The following is a 25,522-nucleotide window of genomic DNA, read 5'->3' as shown; positions in this document are numbered from 1 at the left end:
CAGCACCGACATCCACTGCGGAGCGCTTTGTGGAGTTCTTCAGGCGTTCCATATGGCCACTTCTTCCGGAGTCCTCAGTCCGGTTTTCCGGGCCTCGAAGGGCTCGCCGGAACCCATACCTGGATGATTGCCCATCCCACCGCGGCGAGCGGGACCGCCAAGATCGCGCCCAAGATTCCGCCCAGCACGGTGCCGACGGTCAGAGCAAGCAAAATCACTAGAGGATGGATCGACAGGGTTCTGCCCATGACCACCGGCTGCAGAAAGTTGCCCTCAAGCTGATTGACCACAACGATCACCACACCCACGATCAGCGCATCCACCAGCCCATTGCTCACCAGCGCCACCAGCGCCGCCAAGATACCAGTGGCAGTGGCGCCGACGATGGGAATGAAGGCACCCACAAAGATCAGCACAGCCAGCGGCAAGGCCAAGGGAACCTGCAGGATCAACAGGGTCGCGCCGATCAACACCGCATCGACGGCGGCGATGATGGAAGTACCGCGCACATACCCGCCCAGAACCTCGATGGCACGGATTCCCATGAGCCGTGTCTTGGCCCTCTTGGTGCCCTGCATCCGTTGGATGCAGAAGGCCCAGATGGACCGGCCGTCCTTGAGGAAAAAGAACAGTATGACGGCCATGAGTACGAATCCGGTGACCACTTCAGAAAACACGCTCAGTCCTGCGAGGGCGGTGTTCCCCGCCGCCTGGGTAGAGAGCAGGTCTTGGGCCCAGGTGCGCACCTGGTCCAAGGCGGATTCATCAATGGGAAGGGGACTGCCTTTGAGCTGGGTGTACAACTCATCGATGCGCTGGGTTGCCTGAGTGGCCAGTGAGTCCCATTGGGCACGTGTTGCGCTGACGATCGCGGTGACGATGGCGCCGAAGACGGCGATGAGCACGACGAAGGCGGTGGCCGTGGCGAGGGCGGCGGGCCAGTGGTGGCGGCGCAGCCAGCTGACGAAAGGCGATATCGCTGAGGCAAGGATCAGCGCCAAGAGGATCGGGATGACCACGATGGTGACCTGGAGCATTCCATAAATGACCAGGCCAGCCAGGACGATAATGAACAGCAGGTAGCGTGCTCTCTCACCGGTGCGTGCGATCAGGCCGTCCGCACCCGAGCGCTGAATGGCCGGAGTTTGGTGCTGGTTGCCGGGCATGGTGCCTCAATTTCTTCAAAAATGGCATATTGCTGGACATGGTTATGCAGGATTCCACCCTAAACGCCCGGTGGCTTGTTGCGACGCTCTTTTTGGTTGTCTTGCGCCACATGTTCTGCTGCACGGCCCTGACGCCCAGGGCCACGGACGTCCCGACGCGACAAAGATGCGACCCTGGTTTCCCAGGTCGGAGCTGGCGCCGTTCTGATGCCCCGACGAACATAAGGCTTTATACTAGATATAGATCACATTTCAGTATGTTGCTGGCATGCCGTGACGACGGGCATCATCACGGCACCTTCCCTCGCGACAACGCTGTCGCCCGGTGCCGGCGGGGAGCGTGAACTGGAGATCCATATGCGAACGATGATGTTGCATGGCCGGTGCGGATTCCGAATGCAGCTCGTCTCAACGGGAGAAGGCCTGACATGGACTCGCCAGTAGAACAGCGGCCACCGGTAAGGGGCGGCGGGGCCGGGATAAGCGTACGAGCCGAGTCCTCCAGCCAACATCCGGGCGACTGGGGCCGGGCTTTGGCTTCCGCCGTCAGCCGGCTCGTCGAGCAGATCATTGACACCACCGGGATCGATCCCTGCCACGAACCCGGCGGGCTGGACCTGTCCCTGCACATCACCGGCTTGCCAGGTGGTGAAGCCATCACCGTGACCTGGATGCCAGCTTCCAAAGGTACTGAGGAACTTTCTCCCAATCCACCGTTGGTGCCCTGACTTTGCCGTCCTCGTAGAACCAGAGTTCCTCATCGATGACCTCCACAATTTTCTACACAAACTCAAACCTCAGAGACACTTCCAAGCGCTCTTCCTTGTAGCCCAAGCAGCCGCTCGGGTCTCTCGCAAGCCGTGCACTGTCTGGAGCACTGGTCCGCGTATCGCTGGGGAGAACCGCGCGTAAGCCGGCCTAACCGTTGCCGAATTCAATCCTGATGGCGTCTTTGTCCGGCAGCACCACGACGGTGCCTTGCCTGAGCGTCCACCCCTCCGGAAGGAGGAAAAAGCGGCCCCCGCTGAGCACCAGCATTCGCAACTCCGAGTACGTGTAGACGGGGACGCCTCAGTGCCAAGCCGGGTTGCGATCACACCGGGAGCACCAATGGACAGGTCTGACTGGCTGTACACATCCGTCCCGCCCCACCGACTGGAACTGCCCGCCGGCCAGCCCGCCGGACGGTGCGCTGCGGGGTTTTGCGCGTGGAACGCAACAAAGGACGCCACGAATTCGTAGGCGGCCGTGTCAAGACAGCTCCCGGACTCAAATTGGGCCAGGGAGGATAGCCCGGCTGCAGCGTCCGTCCACCCGGATGCATCGCCCTGATAGGCCGCCCCGCAGCCGCCCGCAGCGGATCGCCGGAGTCGGCAGGTCCCGGGGCGCCCAGGCGAGAGTGCCGCCGTCGTTCTTCCCATTGCCTCCGGCGGGCTGTCCGCCGTTGCCTGAACCGTTGCCGTGTCCGGCCCAAGCCAGCAACCAAGTCCCACTGGCCAGTAGTCAGCGGCAATGGTTGATCCTTTGCCCCTCAATTATCCTCTCTGCAGGAGCAGGCAAGGAACAGTATTGACGGGCAGGCCGCGCCGTCCGGTTCCGCCAATGTCCCACCGTGGCGCTACGGTTAAAGCATGACCCTCACCGTGGCCCAGCTGTCCGAATCCGAGCTCCTGGCGCGCATCTTCCCGCGCTTGCACGCCGGCAGCTCCATGCTGCTGGGGCCCGGGGACGATTCCGCCATCATCGCCGCGCCAGACTCCCGCACCGTCATCTCCATCGACACCCAGGTCCAGGACAAGGACTTCCGCCTGCTCTGGCCCAACGGCAGCACCAGCACCGGCTACGACGTCGGATGGAAAGCCGCCGCCCAAAACCTCAGCGACATCAACGCCATGGGGGCCTCCGCCACCGCCATTGTCCTCAGCCTCACCCTGCCAAGCACCACGCCGGTCAGCTGGGTTGAGCAGCTGGCCGAGGGCCTGAGTGCGGCGATTGTTGCGCTCGGGGCACCCCAATGCTCAGTGGCCGGAGGGGATCTTTCCGGCGGTAGCGAAATTGTGGTGACGGTCGCCGTGACGGGAACCCTCGACGGCGCCGCGCCCGTATTGCGCAGCGGCGCCCGTGCAGGGGATCAGATTGCTGTGTGCGGCAACATGGGATTCTCCGCCGCTGGCTGGGCCCTGCACGAAAGCCGGGTGTCCGCAGCGGATTTCACGCCCGGTCTGGCGCTGGCCGCCCGGCTCTTTGCACGGCCTGAGCCGCCGTTGGCAGCCGGGGCGGTGGCCGCTCGCGCCGGGGCCACGGCCATGATGGATATTTCCGACGGCCTGCTCAGGGACGCCGCCAGGATGGCGGCAGCCAGCGGCGCTTCGCTCAACCTTGACCGCACCGTGCTGGCAAAACTCGCTGAAAAGCTGGCCGAACCCGCACAGCTTTTGGGTGTTGATCCACTTGCCTGGGTGTTGACGGGTGGAGAAGACCATGGACTATTGTGCACCTTCCCGGCGGGGACTCCGCTTCCGGACGGGTTCCTTGGGATAGGCTCGGTACTGTCCTTGGAAGCGGCGCAAGCCGCTGTGACCATCGACGGACAGAATTACAAAGGCGCTGTGGACGGCGCTCTGGGATGGGATCATTTTGCAGTCTAAGATCGCCGCAACTGCACCTGTGGTTCGCCGCTGGCTGACCATGGCCGAACATACGTTGGCCAACCACAGCGACAGGCTCAATGCCATCAACATCTACCCCGTGGCAGATGCTGACACCGGCACCAACCTATACCTGACGGTCCGTGCGGCAGCGCAAGCACTGGAGGAACTGGAGCCCTCGGACGTGGGAGTCACCATGGCCACCGCAGGACGGGCGGCCATGGAACAGGCCCGCGGAAATTCCGGCACGTTGCTCTCCGTGTCATTGATGGCGATGGCAGAACCCCTCTCCGGCGCCCAGCGCCTGAGTGGTCCCTTGCTGGCCGCGTCCCTGCACAGGGCGCAGCTGCGGGCTTGGAGCGCGTTGAGCGAACCCATGCCCGGCACCATCCTCTCCGTGCTGGAGGCTGCTGCCGCAGGGGCCAACTCGGTTGAGTCCACCATCCAGGGGGATGAATCCAACCACACACTGGCCGAGACCATCAACGGGGCCGTTAAAGCCGCCCGGGAAGCCGTGGTGTTGACGGAGTCCCAGCTCGGCGTGCTCAGTGATGCCCGCGTGGTGGATGCCGGCGGCGTGGGCCTGCTGCTCATCCTTGATTGCTTGCGTTCGGTGATCGTGGGCGAGCCGCTGCAGGAAGACCTGCTGGACGGGTTATCCGGCTACAAGGTCCAGGACCCCAACATTGCCCTCAACATGCCGGTGCAGGAAGGCGTTGAAGTCATGTGTTCGATCACGCTTTCCCCCTTGGCCGCCGCAGGGCTTCGCTTGGAGCTGGACAGCATGGGCGACTCCGTCATCATGAGCGCCGTGTCGGAGGAAGCAGACCCTACCGGCTCCTACCCATGGCGCCTGCACGTGCACGTGCCCTCCTCCGCCTTGGCGTTGGACGCCATCCGCGCTGTGGGTGATCCCAGCAATGTCAGTATTTCGGCGTTAAGCGCCACTTCTTCCGACAACGGCCATGACCTCCTCTAGCGCCGCGGTGCCCAATCCGGCAAGCCCGTACCCTGAGCTGAGGCTGGAGCTTTCGCGGCTTGTCGGCACCCCTTCGGCCAAGGCGATGGCCAAGGCCTTTGACATCACCACGGTGGGGGAAATGCTCCACCACTTTCCGCGCCGCTACTTGGCCCGCGGCGACCTGACGGACCTGGACCAGTTGGTGGTGGACGAGGAAGCCACCATCCTGGCCCGCGTGGTGGAGCTGAAAACGCGCCACATGCAAACCCGCAAGGGAACCATCAGCGACGTCACGCTCACCGACAATTCCGGCCGCCCCTCGGGCCTGAAGATCAGCTTCTTCAACGGTTTCAAGGCCAAACAGGAACTCAAGCCCGGAGTGCTGGCCATGTTCTCCGGCCGGGTCGGCGTGTACAACGGCAGTAAAGTCCTCACCAACCCCGGCTACGTCCTGCTGCCCGACGACGAGCTGGCCGAACACGAAGCCGAGGTCCAATCCGCCAAGCCCGTTCCGATCTACCCCGGCACCGCAAACTTCCCCAGCTGGAAGTCGGAGAAGATCATCCAAACCCTGCTGCCGGCGCTCGAGCTGGAGAAGATCCCCGACCCCGTGCCCAAGCACATTGCGGCACGGGAAAAGCTCATGCCGTTGTGGGAGGCGTACACGCAAATCCACATCCCCACCGACATGGACTCCTTCCCGGTGGCCCGCAAGCGCTTCCGCTACCAAGAAGCCCTGGCCCTGCAAACAGCGCTGGCGCAAAAACGTTTTGAAGCCATGCATCAGGACGCCACCGGCCGGGCGCGCGTCGAAGGCGGCCTGCTTGACGCCTTCGACGCGCTGCTGCCGTACACGCTCACGGCCGGGCAGCAGGAGATCGGCACGCTCGTGGCCGAGGAAGTGGCTGCCGGGCACCCCATGCACAGGCTCCTGCAGGGCGAAGTGGGTTCCGGCAAAACGGTCGTCGCCCTGCGCGCCATGCTCCAAGTGGTCGACGCCGGAGGGCAGGCCGCGTTCCTGGCACCCACCGAGGTACTCGCCGCCCAGCACTTGTACTCGATCACCGAACTGCTCGGCATCCTGGGCGCCGGGAAACTGCTGGGCGGCCCGCACGCCACCCGCGTCACGCTGCTCACCGGTTCCATGCCTGCCGCGGCCAGGAAAAAGGCCCTCCTGGCGGCAGCCTCCGGGGAGGCAGGCATTGTCATCGGCACCCACGCCCTGCTCTCGGACAACGTGCAGTTCGCAGACCTGGGCCTCATTGTGGTCGACGAACAGCACCGCTTCGGGGTGGAGCAGCGCGACGCCCTGCGCGCCAAGGCGCTCAAGCCCCCGCACCTGCTGGTCATGACAGCCACGCCCATCCCGCGCACCGTGGCCATGACGGTGTTCGGCGACCTTGAAGTGTCGGAGCTGACCGAGCTGCCCGCCGGGCGCACCCCCATCACCACCCACGTGGCGCCGATGGCCGAACACCCCGCGTGGGAGCCGCGCGTGTGGGCCCGTGCCCGTGAAGAGGTCGACGCCGGACGCCAGGTCTATGTGGTGTGCCCCAAGATCGGCGACGACGATGACCACGACGATCACGCCGGCCTGGATCCCGAAGACCTCGGTGAACGGGACGGCCCGGAACCGGAAGGCGACGGGCGCACCATGGCCGGGGTGCTCGACGTCGTCCGTTACCTGCGGGAACTGCCCGCCTTGGCCGGAAAGCGCATTGAGATGCTGCACGGGCGCCTTGACTCGCAGGCGAAACAGGGCACCATGGCCGCCTTCGCCGCAGGGGAGATCGACGTGCTCGTCGCGACCACCGTCATTGAGGTGGGCGTGGACGTGCGTAATGCCACGCTCATGGTGATCGTTGATGCGGACAGGTTCGGCATCTCCCAACTGCACCAGCTGCGCGGGCGGGTGGGGCGCGGCGGGCATGCCGGAACCTGCCTGCTGGTGACAAACCTTGAGCCTGGACATCCCAGCCGCAAGCGCCTCGACGCCGTGGCCGCCACCAGCGACGGGTTCGTGCTGGCCAAAAATGACCTGGAAATGCGGCGCGAGGGAGACATTTTGGGTGCGCGGCAGTCCGGTGGGGCCAGCGGGCTGCGGATGCTCAGCGTCCTGCGCGACGAAGTCCTGATTGAACGGGCCCGGAAAGACGCCACCGACATTGTCAGCAAGGACCCGGAGCTTGAATTCCATCCCGCGCTGAAACTTGAAATTGACATGTACCTGACCGAGAAGAATGAGGCATTCCTTGAACGTGGCTAGCGAAAGCAACGCGGCTGGCGAAACAGAGGCTGGCGAAAACGTGGCTAGCGAAAGCAACGCGGCTGGCAAAAACGGGGCAGGCGCTTGAGCCGGATCGTCGCCGGTGCGGCAGGCGGCAGCCCGCTGGTGTCGGTGCCGGGGGAGGGCACCCGGCCCACCACCGACAGGGTCAAGGAAGCCCTATTTTCGCGGTTGGAATCCATGAACATGCTTTCCGGCACCCGGGTCCTTGACCTGTACGCAGGGTCCGGCTCGCTCGGGGCGGAAAGCGCCAGTCGCGGTGCTGCCTCGGTGGAGCTGGTGGAGTTCAACGAGAAGGCCGCGGCCGTGTGCCAGCGCAACGCCGAACTTGTCAACAAGGTGCTGGGTTCCAAGGTGGTGCGCGTTCAGCGCTCCAAGGTGGAAGCGTTCCTGGTGCGTGCGGCCGAGGCAGGTGTCGAGGCAGGAGCGAACCAATGGGACCTGGTGTTCCTTGACCCGCCCTATCCATTGACCGAAACGGAGCTTTCAACGGTGCTGGAGTTGTTGGGTCCACGGCTGAGCTCCTTTGCCGTGGTGGTGGTGGAACGCTCCTCCCGGACGCCCGAACCAGCTTGGCCTGCTTCCCTTGTCCTTCTGGTTGAGAAAAAGTACGGCGAAACACGCCTCTGGTTTGCCGAACCGTCGGGGGACTGAGGCGCGGCCAGCGTGCCACCGGCTTGCCTGCACCGGCAGCTGTATCGGATCGTTCAGCGTCTTTTCCTTGCCGGGCTCAGACTTGTAGAGCTCGGACTTGTAGGGCTCAGAGCATTACCGTGCCCAGGATAGTTCGTTGGAGGTTGTGATCGAGGCCAGGAGCCCGAGCGATTGAATGCTTGCGGCGTGGGCTTCCGGAGTTGCGGCCGAGCAAGCGTCTTCGACGATGGCTACGTTGTAGCCGTGGTCCGAGGCCGCACGTGCCGAGCTTTCCACCGAGATGTTGGTGGCGACTCCGGCGAAGACCAGCGTCTCGATCCCGTGGGCTGAAAGGATTTTTGCGAGCTCGGGCGTGAATCCGCCGACCCGTTGGTTGGTCACTACCACGTCATTTTCCTGCGGGGCGAGTGGTTCGATGAAGTTGGTGGATGCGGCTCCGTGTTTGAGGGAGTCCCTTTCCTTGGCGATCTGCAGCAGCGGCGAATTTGCCTTCAAGTCGCTGTAGTCGGGGCTGTACGCGATCTGCGTGTAGATGACTGTCGCGCCAGCTTTGCGGGCGCCATCTAGCAGACCGGAGAGCTTATTCACTACATCGCGGTTCACAACTTCGTCGTGAAAAAAGTCTGCGAAGGCACCGTCGGCGCCGATGATGTCGCCTTGGCAGTGGATGGCGACAAGGGCAGTTGATTCCGGGTCAAGATTCATATCAACACTTCCTTCTGCATGGAGTTTGAGGTTGTCGTCTCGTTCCAGGCCCCCGAAGGGTGAGCCGAAACGCATCGCACGCCTCGCGGACCCACTCGCGGACCCAATGTGGCCCACCGTAGCGGTTCTGCAGGGTCAAGGCCAGCAATGGCGTCGACTGGCTGTCGCCACTCTCTCGTTGCAGCCAACGCCAGTAGTAGGGTGGTGGACGGTCCCCAGATCGCCCGAACCTAAGGAACATTCTGTGAAGCAACTACGAATCGGCCTCATCGGCGCCGGCGGCATTGCCGGCGTCCACATTGCCGGGTGGCAGCAGCTGGGGGCCCACGTGTCGGTGTTTTCGCGCTCCGGTGCCGCTGGGTTGGTGGAGCAATACGGCATTGAAGAGGTGGACTCCGTCGAGGCCCTGCTCGAAGCCAGCGACATGGTGGCCATCCTCACGCCGACTCCCTCGCACCACGGTTACGCCATGGCGGCATTTGCAGCCGGCAAGGACGTCATCTGCGAAAAGCCGCTGGCGGACACGTTTGAACACGCCGCCGAGATGGTCAACGCCGCCCGCTCGGCCGGGCTGCGGCTGTTTCCTGCCCACGTGGTGCGGTTCTTCCCGGACTATGTGGCGGCCAAGGCACAACTGGACAAGGGTGTGGTCGGCGTGCCGACAACGTTGGAGTTGAGCCGTGCCGGCGCAGCGCCGGCTGCCGGGTCGTGGTTCTTTGACGAGGCACAGGGCGGCGGCATTGTGCGCGACCAAATGATCCACGACCTCGATCAGGCCCGTTTGCTGGCCGGTGAAGTCACTGAGGTGTTCGCCGAGCAAAACCCGCCCAGCGTTGACGGCATACTGCCCCGTCCCGTCACAGCCCGGGTGGTCCTGACACATGCCAATGGTGCCACCAGTCAGGTGCGCGGAGAGTGGGGTCCTGACGGGCTGCCCTTCGGCACGAACCTGAGCGTGAAGGGTCCCCGCGGCACCATCAGCTTTGCTTCACCCGGCAGTGATAAGAACGAACCCGACGTCGTGGACAGCCCCTACACACGGCAAAATGCCGAGTTTGCCGCAGCCCGCGCATCAGGGGATCCGTCGCGCGTCAGCCCGTCCGACGGCGTCGTGGCCGTGGCACTGGCCGAAGCCGCCGCGGAATCCATCAGGTGCGGGAAGGCCGTGGACTTTTCCGCCGAAGCCGTATTGGCCTTGCTGGACCCTGAACACGCGGGATAAATGCCCGCCGTCGCGATCACAGCTCGTGTTTGTCAGTGGTGGTTGACGTGAGTTTTCGGCCGGCAACGGCTCACCCCTTCTGCAGTGCGTCGGCCGAGTGGGCTCTCAGGGTTCCTCAGCGTCCTATAAGCACCCTTGCGGGAAGGTTGTTCCACGGCGCCGCGGTTTGGTGCCAGTTCGAAAAACCGGACGGGTGCATCAAACAACCCGCCGGACCGATCACCACCACTGAAAGGTCCTCAGCCATGAACATCAGCAAACGTAAGAAAACCGTCGTCGGCTCCCTCGCGGGTCTGCTCCTGATCGGCGGCATCGCCTCAACCGGGATAGCCGCGGCAAACGCCGCCAACAACACGACTCCGCCCTCGCCATCCCAGGGGGAAAAAGGCGAGTCGCAAGAAGTCAAGATCAAGGGATCCGTCTCGGTGACCGAATCGGCCACCGAGGAATCTGACGCCGTGGAGGCCGCCAAACTGGCCAAGCTCGCCACCATCGATCAGAAAAGTGCCGACGCTGCTGCCCTGGCCAGTGTTCCAGGAGGCAGCGTCGTGACCACCAGCCTGGACGACGAAGATGGTTTCGTGGTCTACGAAGTGAGCGTGAAGGACAAAGCCGGAGCCGTGACAGAGGTCATTGTCGATGCGGGGAACGCGAAGGTTCTGGCTTCCGAGGCCGAGGGCAACGAGGCTGCTGAAGGTCCCGAGTCATCCAACGAATCGGAGCAGGGCTCCACAGCGGAGGGGACTGAGGTCCAAGACGCCACTCCGGGAGCTACCACCGGCAAGTAAGAGTAAATCACCCCGCGCAGCGGGAGGTTCGGCCGCCGGCCACGCATTCGCTTTCTTGAATGCGTGGCCGGTTGCCGTACGCCGGGCCGAGACTCATGCAGCCGGGAAAGCCCAGTTTCGTGTTTTAGCCCTCCGTCGCGTCACCGAAGGGTCGGGCACCCGCGTCGTGGGTTGGCAAGCGGACCGGATTCGCGGCACTTGAGGTCATGCCAGCCCTCTGGGTCAAGGCAGGCTTGCAGCCGTTGTGATGCGTTGTTTAGCGCTGATCTTCGATGCCAGGCCTTGCGGATCGCCACTTGGAACGTGAAGGGAACGAATCAGCGAAGCTGTGCGAACTGCCTTTTGGCGATGTGCAGGATCGCGGGATGCAGATCGAGTCCAGTGTGGTGGGTAACATCGGCCCGCAAGCAGGATGAGGGGGGTGCGGGCCCGACGGCAACGGTAGATGACTGGCTAGCCACTGGCCTGCCTGTTGCCGTCAGGCGTGGGAATCTTGTTGGACGGCTATCTTTACCGTGCTGACAGGGGCAGCTGAAAGGTCTTGTTCCTTGCGGGTTTTCCTGCGTTTTTGGACGTGCCAGGCGATGAGTCCGGCAGCGGCGAGGCCGAGGAGAGCGAAGGTGAAGGTGTGCCCGATGCTTTTTGCCACGCTGAGGTAGGCGTTGCCGGCGAAGTAGCCGAGCATCACTGCTGCGCTGCCCCAGATGATGCCCCCTGCAGCGTTGTAGACCAGAAAACGGCGGTAAGGCATGTGGGACGCGCCTGCCAGTGCGGGCATGACGGCTCGGAAGAAGGCAGTGAATCGTCCGAGAAAGACGGCTGCGCCGCCCCGGCGTGCCAGAAAATCGCGTGCGTGGTCCAGTTTTTGTCGACGTTTTTGCAAGAGACGGAGATTGAGCAGGCGCGGTCCAAAACGCCGTCCGACTTCGTATCCTACGGTGTCTCCGAGGATGGCGGCCAGAACCACCAGAGCCGTGATGAGCCACAGGTTCAGGTGCTGCTGGCTGGCCAGGACCCCGCCGAGAATGGCTGCGGTTTCGCCTGGAAGGATGAACCCGATGAACAACGCGTCCTCGGCGAAGACCAAGGCGGTGATCAGCAGGTAGGCCACCACGGGGGTCACCTGCAGTATTGCTGCGATGAGCGTGTTCATCACGGTCCGCCTTCCTTTCCGGCTTTTACCCAGCCTCCCATGATGGTCCTGAGGGGTTGCTGAGCGGGCAGGGCAGGGGACTCGCTTGCGCGTGCTGTTGTTCAGCGGCTCAAGCTGGCGTATTAGTCCAGTTTTTCTCCGGTTCCGGGTGCCTTGGTGGCTGTGCCCGTTGCTGTGGCATACCCGGTGGCGTCGGCGAGGATGGTGATGGTGACTTTGTTGGTTGAGTTTCGGTAGAGGCTGTACTTGTTTTCCGGGTAGTGACCGGGCCCCGTCCCGTTGTCGAAGTAGATGGTTTCGTTTTGGCCGGGAGAGAGGGTGAGCCCGTCCAGCTTTTGGTAGTAGGACTCGGATTTGCCGGTCTTGGCGTCCTTCATCGTGTAGTACACGTCAAGCCCCGTTATGGGTGCTGTGGTGGTGTTCGTGAGGTTGAACTGCAGCCTGTCGGCAACGGCGGCCTTGGTTTTGGGGTCGACGTTGTCTTCGGCCTTGGCGCCGGTGACGGTAAGGCCGGGTTTGGTCCCGGTAGTGTCCATGGGATTGGTTGTGACAGGGAGAACAGTGGAAGCAGCGGCTGAGGCTGAAGCAACTGGTTGGGTGGGTGTTGTGCTGGATCCACAGGCGGCCAACGACCCAAGTGCGATCAGTGCAGCAGTCAGTGTGGCGGCGGGGCGGAGGAACTTTTTCATGTCAGGGGGCCTTTCGTAGGATGGTTTTCTTGGTGCCGGACAGCAATGCTGCGCCGAGGGAGGTGGCGAGTCCGGCCAGGAGCCAGAGGGTGTTGTTGAATGTTCCAGCCCAGATGAAGGACAGGGACTGTTGGTTGTATTCGTTTTTGATGCCGAGGTAGGCGAAGGTGGCGCGTTCGTATTGTTTGGTCACCGAGGTCTGTTCAATGAGGTCGCGGGTGGTTTCGTAGCCGGTGAAGTGGGCCATGACGGCTTGTTCATGGGATTTGTCGACCTGCAGGCTGGCGAAGAGCCCGCCGGGAATCTGGTTGTCGGGGTCCATGGTGTCCCCGATTTGAGGGATGATCAGAACCACAACAAGCCACAGCACCAACGCCAGGATCAACCCGGTGCCAGTACGCAGGGCCAGCGTGGCCAAGGTCATGGCCAGCAGCGACCACATGATGAGGTAGCCGGTGGTGTGGGCTGCCACAATAGCCAGTGCCAGATAGTCGCCGCCTTGCAGGGGCGCGTTGCCCACGAGCAGCAAGGTTGCGACGATGACCAGGAACAGGGCCCCCATGGTGGTGGCCCAGATCAGGGACAGTGCGAGAATCTTCCCTCCGGCGAAGGCATACCGTCCCAGAGGGCGGCTGAAGATCAGCGCAAGAGTGCCACGGCCTTTCTCCTTGGTGATCATTGAAGCGCCCAAGACGACGGCGAACAAGCTGCCGATGATTTCCAAGTACTCCATTCCGCCACGGAGCATCTGCAGGGGAAAGAGCTGTGGGGCCGGGGCGGCGGCCGTGCTTCCGGCCGCTTTCAGGGCGTCGAGGTAGTGGCGGTAGTCGGCGATCTTGAGCCGAAAGTCCGCGGAGGCCACCACCACGGACAAAATGACGGCGACGGCCAGGAATGCGAAAAGTACAAGCAACAACCGGCTGCGGCGCAGGTCGGTGAGTTCCTTCTTGGCCAGGGTGAGCATCTCAATCATGGAGCAGTCTCCTCATCCGTGTCCGTCGAGTCATGACGACGGCGGCGCAACCAGCCACGGCGAAAGCGGCCATGGTCAAGATGCCGCCGGCCATGGTTCCGGTGGCTTGGGGGTCGGCAAGAATCAGCGCACCGACGTGCTTGAATTGCTCGCCGAGGGACAGCGGATCAACCAGGCTGCTGGTCGCTGCAAAGAACCCGCCTTGGGGTGCCGGGGGCGGAGAAACTGGATTCAGCAGGGAGACCGGATGTGCTGCTGTCCCCAGCAGCGGCAAGATGAATATCACAACACTCCAGATCACGATGGGGGTGAGTAGTGCGGAGGTGGAGGAAGCGGCGTGCAGCCCGGCTGCCATTCCCAGCGCCACAAAGGGCAGCATGAACAGCCACGCCAGGGCGTAGAGGCCCGCGATCCGGGCACTGTCTCCGCCGGCAAGAACCTGGCCGGTTACGACACTGATGCATCCGATGTTGAGCAGGGCCGAGAGGGCCAGCAACAGCAGGACGAACAGGGCCAGACCGGCGAGTTTTGACCCCAGATAGAACGCCGGGCCCACATCCCGGGAGAGAATCAGATCCGCAGTCCGGGCTTGCCTGTCCCGCAGCGTGGAGTTGACGCCGACGACGATGGCTAGCAGCGCCCCGATGAGCACTATGTAGATCACCGTGTTTCTGGCGTAGTACAACGGTGAGAGGGCATCAAAGGGGTTGGAAACGGTGGTCAGACCCTGCCGTAGTGCTTCCTGGTAGACCCCCGTTACACTCGCGCGGGCCGAGGACCCGATGAATGCCGACGCAGCAATCATTCCCACGAACACTGCCAGCAGCAGCTGAGGGAGGCGTTCGCGAGTGGTGCATAAAAGTTCGTGGACCATCACAGCGCTCCACCGGGTCATGAACGCTGGCTCGCTTCGATGTGGAGGTAGATGTCCTCCAAAGACTCCTGGGCGGGGAAGGATTCCAAGGTCGCGGCCATCGAATCTTGGTAGATCAGGGTCCCTGCGCTGAGGATCCCTATGCTGGTACACGTTTTTGTCACTTCGGCCAGCAAGTGGGTGTTCATGAATATGGTCATGCCGAGCTGCGTGTTCAAGGAAATGATGATCTCGCGCAGTTTCGCCACACCCTGGGGATCGAGCCCGGAGGTGGGCTCATCCAGGAAGAGCACCGACGGTTCGTGAAGAATGGCTTGGGCAATGCCCGCGCGTTGGCGCATGCCCTTGCTGAAGGAGCTCATCCGCTGGCTGTCGTGCCCGGTAAAGTCCAGGAACTTCAGAACCTCGCGAATCCGTGCCCTCGGTGCCTGCACACCCGAGAGATGCGCGAAAAACAGGAGGTTCTCGACCAACGTGAGATTGTCGTAAAACTGGACGTTTTCGGGCAGGTACCCGATGGTGCTGCGCACCTGGTGCGCAGCCGTTCCAATGTCGCGGCCGCCGATTTCCGCGGTCCCTGTGGAAGGTTCCAACAGGGTGGTCAGGATATTGACGATCGTTGTTTTCCCGGCCCCGTTGTGCCCTAACAAGCCGAAGATCTCCCCGGCGGGCACTGAGAGATTCAACTCGTTCAGTGCTTGGGCGGTACCGTACCTCTTGGTCAGTGCAGTGGTAGATATGGCGGTTGCAGTCATGACATTGGACGCTACGCGGCACCGGCTAAGAGAATGCTGAGAGGGCGAGGAATCCTAATCCACACCGGGCATGAGTTGAAGTGGCGTGACGCTGCCTGGTGTCAGTGGGCCAGTCCAAGTCGGGGGGCCAGCCAGGTCAAGGCTGGGCCCAGGGCGTTCAGTGGTACGTCCCAGGAGTGTCCTGCGCCCGGCACGCTGTGCGTGGTGACAGTCATGCCGGCGGACCGGGCCGCTGCAGATACTTTGTTCATGTAGCCGGTGAATCTCCTGTCCTGTGCGCCGGCGGCAAAATAGATCCAGCTCTGCGGGTACTTGTTCTTGGCCATCACGTTCAGGGGCGTCACGGCATCGAAGGCTGCTGTGTTGCCGCCGAAGGCTTTCTGAATGGTGGTGTTCATGTCGGCGGACAACGCCGGTTCAGCCTCGCCGCTCAGGTCAATGGCGGAGGGATATGTTTTTGGGTGCAGGGCAACCATTTGCAGTGCGCAGGTCCCGCCAAAGGAGAAGCCGCCGACAGCCCAGTGCTGCGGATTCGAATCGACCGTCAGATTGTCTTTGATCCAGGCAGGGACGTCCACGGCCAGGTAGGTGTCCGTCTTGGCGATTTGCGAGTCCATGCACATGGTGTTCGCTGAATTTGAACCGTTGACGTCCGGGACCACCACCACGGGTGCCAGGCCTTGATGGGCGGCGGCGAAAGTGTCCATCGTCTTCTGCAACTCGCCGGCCTTGAGCCAGTCGGCAGGGGAACCCGGCTGTCCGGCGATCAGGACCAACACAGGCAGCAAGGGCTGGTTCGTGGCTTGATAGGCAGGGGGCAGGTAGACGTACCCTGTACGCCCGGTGAATCCGGAAACGCGGCCGGGAATCTGCACGGAGTTCACGGTGCCAGCCACGGGCAGCCCGGCAGGCTTCTCCCAACGATCCACGGCCGGGCCGGAAGTCTTGGTTGCCCATCCATGGCCCGGTTGCTTTTTAGCGGTATTTGGCGACAGCGGGGCAATGTTGGCGGTGCTGGCACCGGTGACATCGCCAACGGTGCGGTATGAGCCGTAGTAGGCGTTGACTTGCATGCCGACGGTAGCCAATACCAGGCCCATGGCCAGAGGGGCCAAAACCCTGCGCCACAGGCGACCGGAAATCAGATGCAACACCATCAGCAGGACGGCGAACACGCCTACACCTATCCACACGAGCACCTGCAGCGGCAAGTCATAGGCACTGAGTGCAGCAACGTTCACCACGTACCAGTTGATCGCCCAAGCCATGAGGGCGGCCAGCGCTGCGGCGCAGACAACGCTGGGGACCCATCCGCGGTGCCGACGCAGCAGCAGCATGACTCCCGAGATGAGGGCCAGAACAGTCAATGCCAGCGGAAAGGGGCCGGAGATCAGGTCGATGTTGTCAATAAAAGACATGTCCAGGTTTCCTGACGTCCGAGGTGAGGTGCGGGAGCGGCTCCCGGGCGTGGGGCCGGCAGGGGGATGACAAGAATGGCCCGGACAGGATGGGGGAACCTGTCCAGACCATTCAGTCTAGTTGCAGCGGGCTCTCGGTGAGGGGCTGCGCGTGGCTATGCAGTAGTTCCTCCTTCCAATGCCATTGCTGGTGGGCTGGCCGGCTTAAGGTGAACCGGGCAGATCACCCGGGTCGGTGTGGTTGCCGCTCTGCTGGAGATCGGGGCCCGTGTCACCGGCCTTCTCCGCGGTGCCAGCCTTTTCACCCGGATCCGGGGCGTCCTTGGCGCCGGGAACATCCTGAGTTTCTTGGGCGTCCTTGACGCCGGGACTGTCTGGCGTATCTCCAGGTGTGGGGGTGTCCGTCGTCGACTGACTCGAGGAGGAGGAGGAGGAGGACGGTGTCGGTGCAGGGGTGGCTGCGCTGGCCGCGCCGGCTGCTCCGAAGCCGAGCCCTGCCAAGGCCATCACGCCCACGGCGCCCATGATCACTTTCTTCTTCATGTCCATGCTCGCCAACCGACCATTGAGGTTCGGTACTTTACTTTCCGTCATCATTGCCTCCTTGTTTCGCTGCCATCCGGGGGTGGGTGGCGATAACTCCACTCTGCGCGGTGGTCGCTGAGAGACCGCTGAGCCCACCTATGCGGGAGCTGAGATCCGGGGCTCTGCGATTGTGCAAAGGACACTGGCACGGGCATGGTTGAACCATGACACCTCTTCGCCTGTGGCCGCGCCCATTCCAAGGTCACGTGCGCCGCGTGTGGGGTGTGCGGGGAAGAGCGACGGCGACGGCCGTCACCGTGGTCGCCCTGGCCCTGGTTGCCGGGGGACTGTTGTTGTTGCTGCTTTTGCAGAGTTCCTTGATCGCCACGTCCGAATCGACCGCGAAGAACAAAGCTGCGGACGTGGCGGCACTGATCGCCAGCCAGGATGTTTCCGAGGCCGGGCAGTCACTGGCAGACACTGCACGGAGCGGCCAGTATGTGCAGATCATCAACCCCCAAGGGGCAGTGGTTGCCTCCTCGGAACGATCGACGGCCACCACTCCGTTGTCGGATTTGCGCCCGGGTCCCGGAGAAACCAAGACCGATTCCGTCTCCAGCTTGCAGAGCATCGAAGATACTGACGAGTTCCTGATCGTCGCCTCCGGGGTGCAAACCGACGCGGGCACCTATACGGTGATCGTGGCATCGACGGTCCAGGTCCAGGCGGACTCCGTGTCCACGGTGGCTTGGTTCCTACTCGGGGCCACACCCTTGTTGTTGGTGGTGGTGGGCTTTGCAGTGTGGTTTTTGGTGGGCAGGTCGCTGCGCCAGGTGGAGCGGATCCGTGGCCAAGTTGACCATATTGACGCCAGTCGGCTTGGCGAACGGGTGGAGGTGCCGGCCACGAACGATGAGATCCATCGCTTGGCCCTGACCATGAACACGATGCTGGAGAAGCTCCAGGCTTCCGACGGTGAGCAGCGCCGGTTTGTTTCGGATGCGAGCCACGAACTGCGCAGCCCTCTTGCGACCATTAGTGCAGGATTGGAAATTGCCGCAGCCGATCCGAGCGGGTATACTTGGCGCGAGCTCCAGGGCATGCTCAGCGGGGAGACGGCACGCATGCGCTACCTTGTGGATGATCTGCTGACCTTGGCCAAAGCCAATGATGGAGGCATCCACATCATCGCCCGGGATGTAGACCTCGACGACGTCCTGGCCGCCGAAATTCGTAGGCTGCGGCCGCTGTCCCCGCACGCTATCAGCGCCAGTCTGGTTCCTGCCAGGGTCACCGGGGACGCCCAACGCCTGGGACAGGTGCTGCGCAACGTTCTGGAGAACGCCAACCGCCACGCGAAGTCTTCCATTGCCATAGAACTTGCATCGGGTTCAGACGGGGTGGTGGTGGTCATAGACAATGATGGGGACCCCGTACCTGCGGCCGACCGCGAGCGGATTTTTGAACGTTTCGTTCGCCTTGATGAGAGCCGTTCACGCGAAAGCGGCGGCAGCGGACTCGGTCTGGCCATCGCGGCGGGCATCATGAGTGCCCACCACGGCACCATCACAGCAACCCAAGCCCCTTCCGGGAACTGCCGTTTCGAACTTCACCTGCCCAGTGGCAACGGGCAGCCTATCCCCGGTCTGCGGTGAGCAGGTATCCCATGCCGCGAACAGTGGAGAGGGTGGACAAGTTGAACGGGGCGTCAACTTTGCGCCGCAGGTACCCTATGTAGACTTCCACCACGTTGTCGCCGCCTTCAAAGGCGGGATCCCAGACGTTGTCGAGAATTTCGGCTTTGGACACCACTTGATCGTGTCGGCGCATCAAAAATTGCAGCAGCCCGTATTCGCGGGCGGTCAAGGAGATGGCAGTGTCGCCGCGGTGGACGCTGCGGTTCATCGGATCCATGCTCAACGTTCCCAACGTCATCACCACGGGTCGTTCCGGGGCGCCACGCCTGATCAGCGCCCTCAGCCTGGCCACCAGCACCAGGAAGCTAAAGGGCTTCGTCAGATAGTCGTCGGCGCCCAGGTCGAAGGCATCGGTTTGGTCGTATTCCCCGTCCTTGGCCGTCAGCATCATCACCGGTGTCCAGATTTTGCGTTGCCGTATTTCCTTCAGCACGTCGTAGCCATTTTTCAAGGGCAGCATCAAATCCAAAAGAATCACATCATAGGGGCTCTCGGTTGCCGCCCAGAGGCCGCTGACCCCGTCGTGGACAACCTCCACGATGAAGCCCTCGTTCGTCAAGCCGCGGCGCACCGTTTCGGCCAGCAATTTCTCGTCTTCCACCAATAGAACCCGCATCTGCATCCTTTCCTCGTACAAGCAGTATGACGGCCCAATCCTGAGAAGTACCTGAGAAAAAGGTTCCTCAGCTACCACTCAGGGAGGCAGTGGCATGCTGGCAGCAATAGCCCGCAACTGGTCAGGAAGACAATGATCCGCAACCCACTTTCGACATCATCGACCACTGCGCACCTTTGGCCATATTTTCGTTCGTGGTGGTGGTCGGGGCTCGGCGCCATGATTTTTGCGGCCACAGTTGTTGTTGGGCTGCTGCTCAAGCGTGGCGGGCCTAAGGTGGCTGAACTCGGTGTGGACATCCAGCTCTCGCAAGAGCGCAACCCCGTTGTGAACTTCCTGTCGCTGGCCATCCACTACGGGTTGGGGCCTGTGGGTGCCCTCTCCTTGCTGGTCTTGATCTGCCTGGGTTTGTTGCTGCTGCGACGTAGTGTGGTGCCCGTTTACGCTTTTGGATGGGTGGTGGGCATCGGATGGCTTGCGGCAGAGGTGGTCAAGCGCCTGGTGTCGCGCATTCGGCCTCCTGCCGATGCCGTGCAAGCACTCATTCACGAACATGGCATGGACAGTTTCCCCTCCGGCCACACCGCGTTCGCCGTCGCCCTGGCGTGGGCGTTCGTTCTCGTCGTGGCACACACACGCCGTGCCAGAGTGTGGGCCATGGCTGCCGGGGTCGTGTTTGTGGCGGTGGTTGCCTTTTCCCGGCTCTACCTGGGTGTGCACTACCCCAGTGATGTCATCGCCTCCGTCTTCATTTCCAGCGCCGCGATCCTTCTCTGGCTGCCGGTCTGGAACAACTTCATCGCACCCCGGCTTTCAGCGGAGCCCCGCACATCCGTCCCCGGCCCGGGCGGGACTGATGGAGCCGAGCGAAATATTTCAGGTACCGGTATATGGCCCACCATGCCTATAAGCTCAAGAGCAAAGACCGCTGGTACAACGACAGGACCGCTCCCATCGAAGCGTCAAAGGTAACAACCCCCATGAAGCCGGCATGGACATTTCGTCTGAAACCGGTCAGGCCGGGCAACCCCCTGCCCGCCTTGCTCAAGGCGGGCAGGCACGCCCCGGCAACGTGGATCCTCCTTGTACTGCTGTGGGTGCCCGGGCTGCTGACGGGCACGGTGATCTCCGGACACCACGGCGTCTGGCAATCCGCGATCCTCGCCACGCCGTCGTCCCTGCCGGAGCAATGGTGGACCATCATCACCGCTGCGTTCTGGGAGCGCGGTTTGGTGGGGTACCTCGTGGGGACCGTGCTGTTGCTGATCGTGGGCATTCCGGCTGAACGCCGGTTGGGAAGCCTGCGCTTTCTCATTGCGGGCTTCACCGGGCAAGCTGCGGGAATCGTGCTGGCCATCGGCATGGTGCACGGGATCCACAATCTGCTGGGCAGCTGGTCCGCGCAGCTCTTGTTGCAGTCCTTTGTGGGGCCTTCCGCCTTCGTGTTCGGAGCGGCCTTGGCCGCGACCACAACCTTGGGTGTGTTGTGGCGCCGCCGCCTCAGGCTCATGTTTTTTGTGCTGCTGATACTGCTGGCCCTCTACAGTGGTTCCTTCCCGGACTTGGTGCGGCTTGCAGCTGCCACAGTTGGGGTTTTCCTTGGCCCTGTGCTTTTCCGCCGTGCTCCTCGGGTCAGTGCTCCTGTTGCTTCACGACGCGAAGCACGGGTTCTGGTAGCCCTCATTGTGGCCGCCTCGGCCGTGGGACCGGTCCTGGCAGGTCTGTTGCCTCACGCTGTCGGCCCCTTGTCCGTGCTCCGCTACCTCTTCACCAACATCCAAACCGTGGATCCACAAACCCTGCAAACCCTGTGCGCCGATCCCACCCAGGTCAAGGACTGCGCTGAGGCGAAGCTGCAACTGCACGCCGGCGCCGGGGGTATTTTCATGGCAATTCTGCCCTCAGTATTGCTGCTGGTGGTCGCGGACGGGCTGCGTCGTGGCCGCCGCTTCGCTTGGTACGGAGCACTGGTCATCCAAGGCGGGCTGGCAATCCTGGCTGGCAGCTATATTGCTGCAGCACTGATGCCTGCCGGGCGGGGAACTTCCCCCAATGATGGTTTGGGAGCCGTTGACATCACCGCCCAGTACCACCCGTTGAGTCTGATCCTGCCCCTGCTGGTGCCGGTGGTACTGACGATTCTGCTCTTGGCGACGCGGAAACTGTTTCGCGTCAACGCGCCACCGAAAACCTACCGGACCCTCTTTCTGTCCCTGCTTTCCACCGCCGTAGTCCTGTCAGCGATCTATGTTCTGGCCGGTCTGGCCCTGGCGCAGGGCTTCACACCCGCCCCAGGCCTGCCGGAACTGCTGGCGGACCTGCCGGATCGGTTCCTTCCGCTGGGCTACTTGCTGGATCTATCCCCGGCGTTCTTCCCCCAAAGCACTGCCGCCGTGATCCTCTATGAAGGCATCGGCATCACCTTTTGGATCATCACTGCAGTGTTGATCCTCAGGTCCTTTTTACAGTCGGCCCACAACGCCCGGGGGACTGATGCGGCCCGTGCCCGCGCCATCCTGAAGGCCACCGAAGGTTCCTCGCTGTCGTGGATGACCCAATGGGGCGGAAACAGCTACTGGTTCTCCGGATCCGGAAACAGCTTCATCGCCTACCGGGTCCTTTCGGGCATTGCCCTGACCCTGGGGCCACCGGTGGGTCCCCCCGCTGAACTGCGCACCGCGATCGATGAGTTCATCCACTACACAACCGAGAAAGGCTGGACTCCCTGCTTCTACTCCGTGCCCGGGAACATCAAGGACGCCACGGAGAACCTCGGATGGGGATCGGTGCAGGTCGCCCAGGAAACCATTCTGGACCTGGCGTCGCTGTCCTTTACCGGCAAGAAATTCCAAGACATCCGCACAGCCCTGAACAAGGCAGCCAAGGAAGGCATCCACGCCCAGTGGGTTTCCTACCCGGAAGCGCCGCTGTCCATCGCCGATCAGATCCATGCCATCTCCGAAGAATGGGTAGCCGATAAAAAAATGCCCGAAATGGGCTTCACCCTCGGTGGGATTGAGGAGATCAACGACCCGGAAGTACGCTGCCTGCTGGCCATTGACGATCAACACACCATCCATGCAATCGCCTCCTGGCTGCCCGTCTATCGAGACGGCACGATAGTTGGCTGGACATTGGATTTCATGCGTCGACGCAGCACCGGGTTTAGGGCCAGCATCGAATTCTTGATCGCTTCGGCGGCACTGTCGTGCAAAGAGGACGGCTATGAATTCCTCAGCCTCTCCGGCGCACCGCTGGCACGCATCGAGCAAACAGGAACCGACCCCGCAGCAAAAGGGACTGAGCAGCGGCGGGCTGGCCTGGACCGGCTGCTTGAACAATTGGGGTCCATCCTTGAACCCGTCTACGGCTTCAAGTCTTTGCTCACCTTCAAATCCAAGTTCCAGCCACGCTACGAACCGCTGTTCATGGTCTACCCCGACTCCGCGGCGCTTCCCAGCATCGCCAACGCCGTCGGCAGGGCCTACCTTCCCAAAGCCAGCATCCGACAAAGTCTGAGCCTGGCCGGAAGAATCATCCGCATCCCCGCCAGGGAAAACACCAAATGATTCGGTGCCCAGCCCAGCACCCGCTCCCACCCGTCCATGCCCACCACGATTTTGCGCGAGCCTGAGCAATGACACCGCACCAGGGCAGGGTACTTGCCTTCACCCTGGCCAAGGCCACGAGAACCTGCACCATCATTGTGGTGTTGACTCTTGCCTTGAGCAGTGCCAACGCCGACGATCTCACCCGGCAACGCACCACGGAACAAGCAGCGGCGACCCACCACAGCGTCGACGCCAACACCACCTTGCGCAATCACTGGTTGTCAACCGGGGCAGGGGAGGGCCCGTTGGGATCTCCAACCACCAACGAGTACCCCGTGGGGAACGGGCGAGTCCAGGAATTCGAGCATGGAGTCATCTACTGGTCGCCGTCGACAGCTTGGCACACAACCACCAGTGGAAATATTGAACGCCGATACATGGCACTGGGCGGACCGGCGGGACCGCTCGGTTTCCCGAAAGGGGAGGAGGCAGCAGCCGGGGACACCCGGGTTCAGCAATTCTCCGGCGGAGACCTGGTCCAGGGGCCCACAGGCGTAAAAATCGTCGATCCGGAAACCTACAAGGCTTGGACCCAAAACCGCAAACTCTTCAACTGGCCGGTGAAGGATTCCTGGCGGGACGCCCGTGGTGTCCACACGGGGTTTCAATCGACGGAAACGATCTGGGATCCGCAGACCAAGGCACTCTACTCAACCGCCACGGTTGATGAGAATACTGCCATCATCATCGGTGACTCCCAGCTCAATGGGGATTCCTGGACAGAGCAGGGAGCCCGTGCTGCCGGATTTTCCAAGAAGATCGAATTGGGCTATGGCGGCTGGGGATATACCCGAGCCACGAGGGCAACCGGCGGAACACCGGACGAAGTCGTTGCAACCCACCGGATGCTTCTTCCGCAAGGAAACCCCGGAGCCATTTTCGTCACCCTGGGCGGCAACGACGCAACCGCCCAGGCCTCCGACGCCGACATCATCGCCCACGCCACCAAAACTTGGGCCGAGCTGCGCCGTCTGTACCCGAAGACTCCGATCATCGTCAACGGTGTCATGTCCACCGACGCTGCCCGCCACGCCAAAAGACGGTACCTTGACCAGCTGATCACCGATGCCGCCGGATCCCAAGGATTCATTCACGTCAGTGTGGCCGGCATGGCCACAACCGCAAGCGCGGATTACAAGGACAACGTCCACCTGACCCAAGCCGGGCAGAACCTTGTGGCCGTCATTTATGCCCAAGCCCTGTTGAAAGCCCTCAAGTTGCAAGTCTTCAAGTTGCCAACCCTCAACAAGTAGCGGGCCACCGCCGGGCACGGGTTGCCACACCACGCCTGCGACGGATTCACATAGTGATCGTCTCAACCCCACAGAAGCAGATCCAGAGAATTGCAGCGATCCGGGTCGTCTCGAGTGTGCGTCCTGCGATCAGCTGGTGGCGTTGGACACGGGTGTTCCCTGGCCCCTGGGGGCGTGTGCCAGCGAACTCTCGTGTCCACTTTCTGAGAAGTGGCTGAGCCGGTGTGGCTTTCTCAGCATTGTCTTATCCAAGGGCGCGGATAGTGGCACATATCAGAGACCACACGGCGCAGTATCGAAGGAGGACCCATGAGACCCCCATACTCTCCGCAGTGCGATGAGGTGCCGCTGGAACCCGACACGGTGGAACCGCTGGAACGCCAGGACAAGAATCGCGGGAAGAAGCCACGGTCTGTGCGTGCTCGACGTATCCGCAGATTCGTTTTGATCGGGTTGCTGTGCCTGTCGATTATCCCTGTCGGTTCCTACGCCCAAGCGCTAACGTATCCAGGCAACGCTTCTTTCGCTGACAGGTCTGTTGGATGGATGCGCAACAACGGTGCCAACGACCTCGTCAACGCCGTTGAAAATTGGTATTACACCAACAATGCACCCTCGGGGGCCAGGCCGGAGCCAGGTGCCGTTCCCCACGCGCTCATGGCTCCTGTCCCGGTTGGCGCAACTTTGCCGGTGTTGAAAGTCAACCACGCCTCGGGAACATCCCTCCCCAATGAAGGGCAATGGCTGCCCGGTCAACTGGGTTCCGATGGGAAGCCGGCCATTTACACCTCGTTTATTCAGCCTGACGACAACCACCCCAGCGTCATTGCCGGGGTGGCGCTGATCCGCCAAGCAGCCAGTACCGCCCACCTGGTTGCCGGCACTCGACAACCCGACACCAACACGTGGCCAGGGAACGCCGCCGTCCCGAGAAACGATGTCAGCCACCTTTTGGCGACTTTCAACGCCGGTTTCAAAGCCAAGGACATTAGCGGAGGTTTCTACTTCAACGGCCAGTACTCCAGGGCTCTCATCACCGGGGAAGCCTCAGCGGTCATCACCAAGGACGGACGCATCGGGATCGGTGCGTGGAACCAGGGTGTTTGGATGACACCGCAGGTTGCAGCTGTCCGGCAAAACCTTCACCTGATCGTCGCCAACGGCCATCCAGAACCGGGCCTCACCAGCAATGCTGGAGGAACGTGGGGAAGTGCCAAAAACCAACTTCAATTCACTTGGAGATCCGGGCTGGGCACGGACGCCAACGGGAATCTGATTTACGTCGCCGGAGATGGCCTCACCTTGGAAACCCTCGCCAAAACACTCGTTCAAGCTGGAGCAATCCAAGGAATGGAACTGGACATTCACTCCGGGCAAGTCAACTTCTCCTCCTGGGCACCCCAAGGAACCACCTCAGTTCCCACGAAGCTGCTGCCCGGCATGCCCAACTCATCCGACCGCTATCTGAACCCAGACCAGCGCGACTTCTTTTATCTCACCGTGAAATAGCCACACCCACCAGGAGCG

22 protein-coding genes are annotated in these 25,522 nt (G+C 62.3%); 12 read left to right on the top strand and 10 right to left on the bottom strand.

Annotation, left to right across the window (positions count from 1 at the left end; all coding sequences use genetic code 11):
• Positions 1-74: 74 nt before the first annotated feature.
• Positions 75-1,166 carry an AI-2E family transporter gene (locus QMG25_RS11500; RefSeq protein WP_283460369.1) on the bottom strand — a complete coding sequence of 364 codons (1,092 nt, stop codon included), beginning with the start codon at positions 1,164-1,166 and terminating at the stop codon, positions 75-77.
• A 428-nt stretch (positions 1,167-1,594) separates the two neighbouring features.
• On the opposite strand from QMG25_RS11500, the gene QMG25_RS11495 reads away from it, so the two are divergent.
• The 5 genes from QMG25_RS11495 to rsmD all read left to right on the top strand — a co-directional run bounded on the left by QMG25_RS11495 (position 1,595) and on the right by rsmD (position 7,716).
• On the top strand, positions 1,595-1,894 hold the full coding sequence (locus QMG25_RS11495; protein WP_283460367.1) for a hypothetical protein: 300 nt from the start codon (positions 1,595-1,597) through the stop codon (positions 1,892-1,894).
• A gap of 903 nt (positions 1,895-2,797) precedes the next feature.
• Positions 2,798-3,814 carry a thiamine-phosphate kinase gene (thiL, locus tag QMG25_RS11490; RefSeq protein WP_283460365.1) on the top strand — a complete coding sequence of 339 codons (1,017 nt, stop codon included), beginning with the start codon at positions 2,798-2,800 and terminating at the stop codon, positions 3,812-3,814.
• A complete protein-coding gene (locus tag QMG25_RS11485) occupies positions 3,804-4,793 on the top strand; it encodes a DAK2 domain-containing protein (RefSeq protein WP_283460363.1) in 990 nt (329 codons plus the stop codon). The genes thiL and QMG25_RS11485 overlap by 11 nt, the downstream gene beginning before the upstream one ends.
• Positions 4,780-7,041 (top strand): ATP-dependent DNA helicase RecG, encoded by a 2,262-nt coding sequence (locus tag QMG25_RS11480; RefSeq protein ID WP_283460360.1) that lies wholly within the window; start codon positions 4,780-4,782, stop codon positions 7,039-7,041. The genes QMG25_RS11485 and QMG25_RS11480 overlap by 14 nt, the downstream gene beginning before the upstream one ends.
• An 84-nt stretch (positions 7,042-7,125) precedes the next feature.
• Complete coding sequence (gene rsmD, locus QMG25_RS11475; protein WP_283460358.1) at positions 7,126-7,716, top strand: 16S rRNA (guanine(966)-N(2))-methyltransferase RsmD; 591 nt, start codon at positions 7,126-7,128, stop codon at positions 7,714-7,716.
• A gap of 114 nt (positions 7,717-7,830) precedes the next feature.
• On the opposite strand, the gene QMG25_RS11470 is transcribed toward rsmD, so the two are convergent.
• Positions 7,831-8,421 carry a cysteine hydrolase family protein gene (locus QMG25_RS11470; RefSeq protein WP_283460356.1) on the bottom strand — a complete coding sequence of 197 codons (591 nt, stop codon included), beginning with the start codon at positions 8,419-8,421 and terminating at the stop codon, positions 7,831-7,833.
• Here QMG25_RS11470 and QMG25_RS11465 point away from each other — a divergent pair.
• Together QMG25_RS11465 and QMG25_RS11460 are read left to right on the top strand one after the other, a co-directional pair.
• Positions 8,363-9,643, top strand: coding sequence for a Gfo/Idh/MocA family protein (locus QMG25_RS11465; RefSeq protein WP_349307128.1), 1,281 nt, complete (start codon positions 8,363-8,365; stop codon positions 9,641-9,643). The two genes, QMG25_RS11470 and QMG25_RS11465, sit on opposite strands and share 59 nt — an antisense overlap.
• A 245-nt stretch (positions 9,644-9,888) precedes the next feature.
• Positions 9,889-10,431: a PepSY domain-containing protein gene (locus QMG25_RS11460; RefSeq protein ID WP_283460352.1), complete on the top strand. Its 543-nt coding sequence runs from the start codon at positions 9,889-9,891 to the stop codon at positions 10,429-10,431.
• A gap of 478 nt (positions 10,432-10,909) precedes the next feature.
• Here the strand turns inward: QMG25_RS11460 and QMG25_RS11455 are convergent, their stop codons facing one another.
• The 7 genes from QMG25_RS11455 to QMG25_RS11425 all read right to left on the bottom strand — a co-directional run bounded on the left by QMG25_RS11455 (position 10,910) and on the right by QMG25_RS11425 (position 16,887).
• Complete coding sequence (locus QMG25_RS11455) at positions 10,910-11,584, bottom strand: DedA family protein (RefSeq protein WP_283460350.1); 675 nt, start codon at positions 11,582-11,584, stop codon at positions 10,910-10,912.
• Positions 11,585-11,706: 122 nt separating this feature from the next.
• Positions 11,707-12,273, bottom strand: coding sequence for a hypothetical protein (locus tag QMG25_RS11450; protein ID WP_283460348.1), 567 nt, complete (start codon positions 12,271-12,273; stop codon positions 11,707-11,709).
• 1 nt (position 12,274) lies between these two features.
• Positions 12,275-13,246, bottom strand: coding sequence for an ABC transporter permease (locus tag QMG25_RS11445; RefSeq protein ID WP_283460346.1), 972 nt, complete (start codon positions 13,244-13,246; stop codon positions 12,275-12,277).
• Entirely contained in the window at positions 13,239-14,141 is a 903-nt protein-coding gene (locus tag QMG25_RS11440) for an ABC transporter permease (protein ID WP_283460344.1), read from the bottom strand. The genes QMG25_RS11445 and QMG25_RS11440 overlap by 8 nt, the downstream gene beginning before the upstream one ends.
• Complete coding sequence (locus QMG25_RS11435) at positions 14,138-14,875, bottom strand: ABC transporter ATP-binding protein (protein ID WP_283460341.1); 738 nt, start codon at positions 14,873-14,875, stop codon at positions 14,138-14,140. The genes QMG25_RS11440 and QMG25_RS11435 overlap by 4 nt, the downstream gene beginning before the upstream one ends.
• A 101-nt stretch (positions 14,876-14,976) precedes the next feature.
• The gene (locus tag QMG25_RS11430; protein ID WP_283460339.1) at positions 14,977-16,293 is read right to left on the bottom strand and encodes an alpha/beta hydrolase; all 1,317 of its coding nucleotides are present in this window, start codon (positions 16,291-16,293) and stop codon (positions 14,977-14,979) included.
• Between the two features lie 204 nt (positions 16,294-16,497).
• Positions 16,498-16,887 (bottom strand): hypothetical protein, encoded by a 390-nt coding sequence (locus tag QMG25_RS11425; RefSeq protein WP_283460338.1) that lies wholly within the window; start codon positions 16,885-16,887, stop codon positions 16,498-16,500.
• 155 nt (positions 16,888-17,042) lie between these two features.
• On the opposite strand from QMG25_RS11425, the gene QMG25_RS11420 reads away from it, so the two are divergent.
• Positions 17,043-18,473 (top strand): sensor histidine kinase, encoded by a 1,431-nt coding sequence (locus QMG25_RS11420; protein ID WP_283460336.1) that lies wholly within the window; start codon positions 17,043-17,045, stop codon positions 18,471-18,473.
• Here QMG25_RS11420 and QMG25_RS11415 read toward each other — a convergent pair.
• Complete coding sequence (locus QMG25_RS11415) at positions 18,454-19,131, bottom strand: response regulator transcription factor (RefSeq protein WP_283460334.1); 678 nt, start codon at positions 19,129-19,131, stop codon at positions 18,454-18,456. The genes QMG25_RS11420 and QMG25_RS11415 overlap by 20 nt on opposite strands.
• Positions 19,132-19,350: 219 nt before the next feature.
• Between QMG25_RS11415 and QMG25_RS11410 the strand changes: the two genes are divergently transcribed.
• The 4 genes from QMG25_RS11410 (at position 19,351) to QMG25_RS11395 (ending at position 25,504) form a co-directional block, all read left to right on the top strand.
• Entirely contained in the window at positions 19,351-20,103 is a 753-nt protein-coding gene (locus QMG25_RS11410; protein ID WP_283460331.1) for a phosphatase PAP2 family protein, read from the top strand.
• Positions 20,104-20,111: 8 nt separating this feature from the next.
• Positions 20,112-22,700 carry a rhomboid family intramembrane serine protease gene (locus tag QMG25_RS11405; RefSeq protein WP_283460330.1) on the top strand — a complete coding sequence of 863 codons (2,589 nt, stop codon included), beginning with the start codon at positions 20,112-20,114 and terminating at the stop codon, positions 22,698-22,700.
• A 68-nt stretch (positions 22,701-22,768) separates the two neighbouring features.
• On the top strand, positions 22,769-23,995 hold the full coding sequence (locus QMG25_RS11400; protein ID WP_283460328.1) for an SGNH/GDSL hydrolase family protein: 1,227 nt from the start codon (positions 22,769-22,771) through the stop codon (positions 23,993-23,995).
• A gap of 309 nt (positions 23,996-24,304) precedes the next feature.
• Positions 24,305-25,504: a phosphodiester glycosidase family protein gene (locus QMG25_RS11395; RefSeq protein ID WP_283460326.1), complete on the top strand. Its 1,200-nt coding sequence runs from the start codon at positions 24,305-24,307 to the stop codon at positions 25,502-25,504.
• Positions 25,505-25,522 lie beyond the last annotated feature (18 nt).

It is taken from the genome of Arthrobacter sp. H35-D1, assembly GCF_030063185.1.
Taxonomy (GTDB): Bacteria; Actinomycetota; Actinomycetes; order Actinomycetales; family Micrococcaceae; genus Specibacter.
Note: the sequence above shows the minus strand (reverse complement) of the source record. Positions and strands in the feature narration are given on the sequence as shown.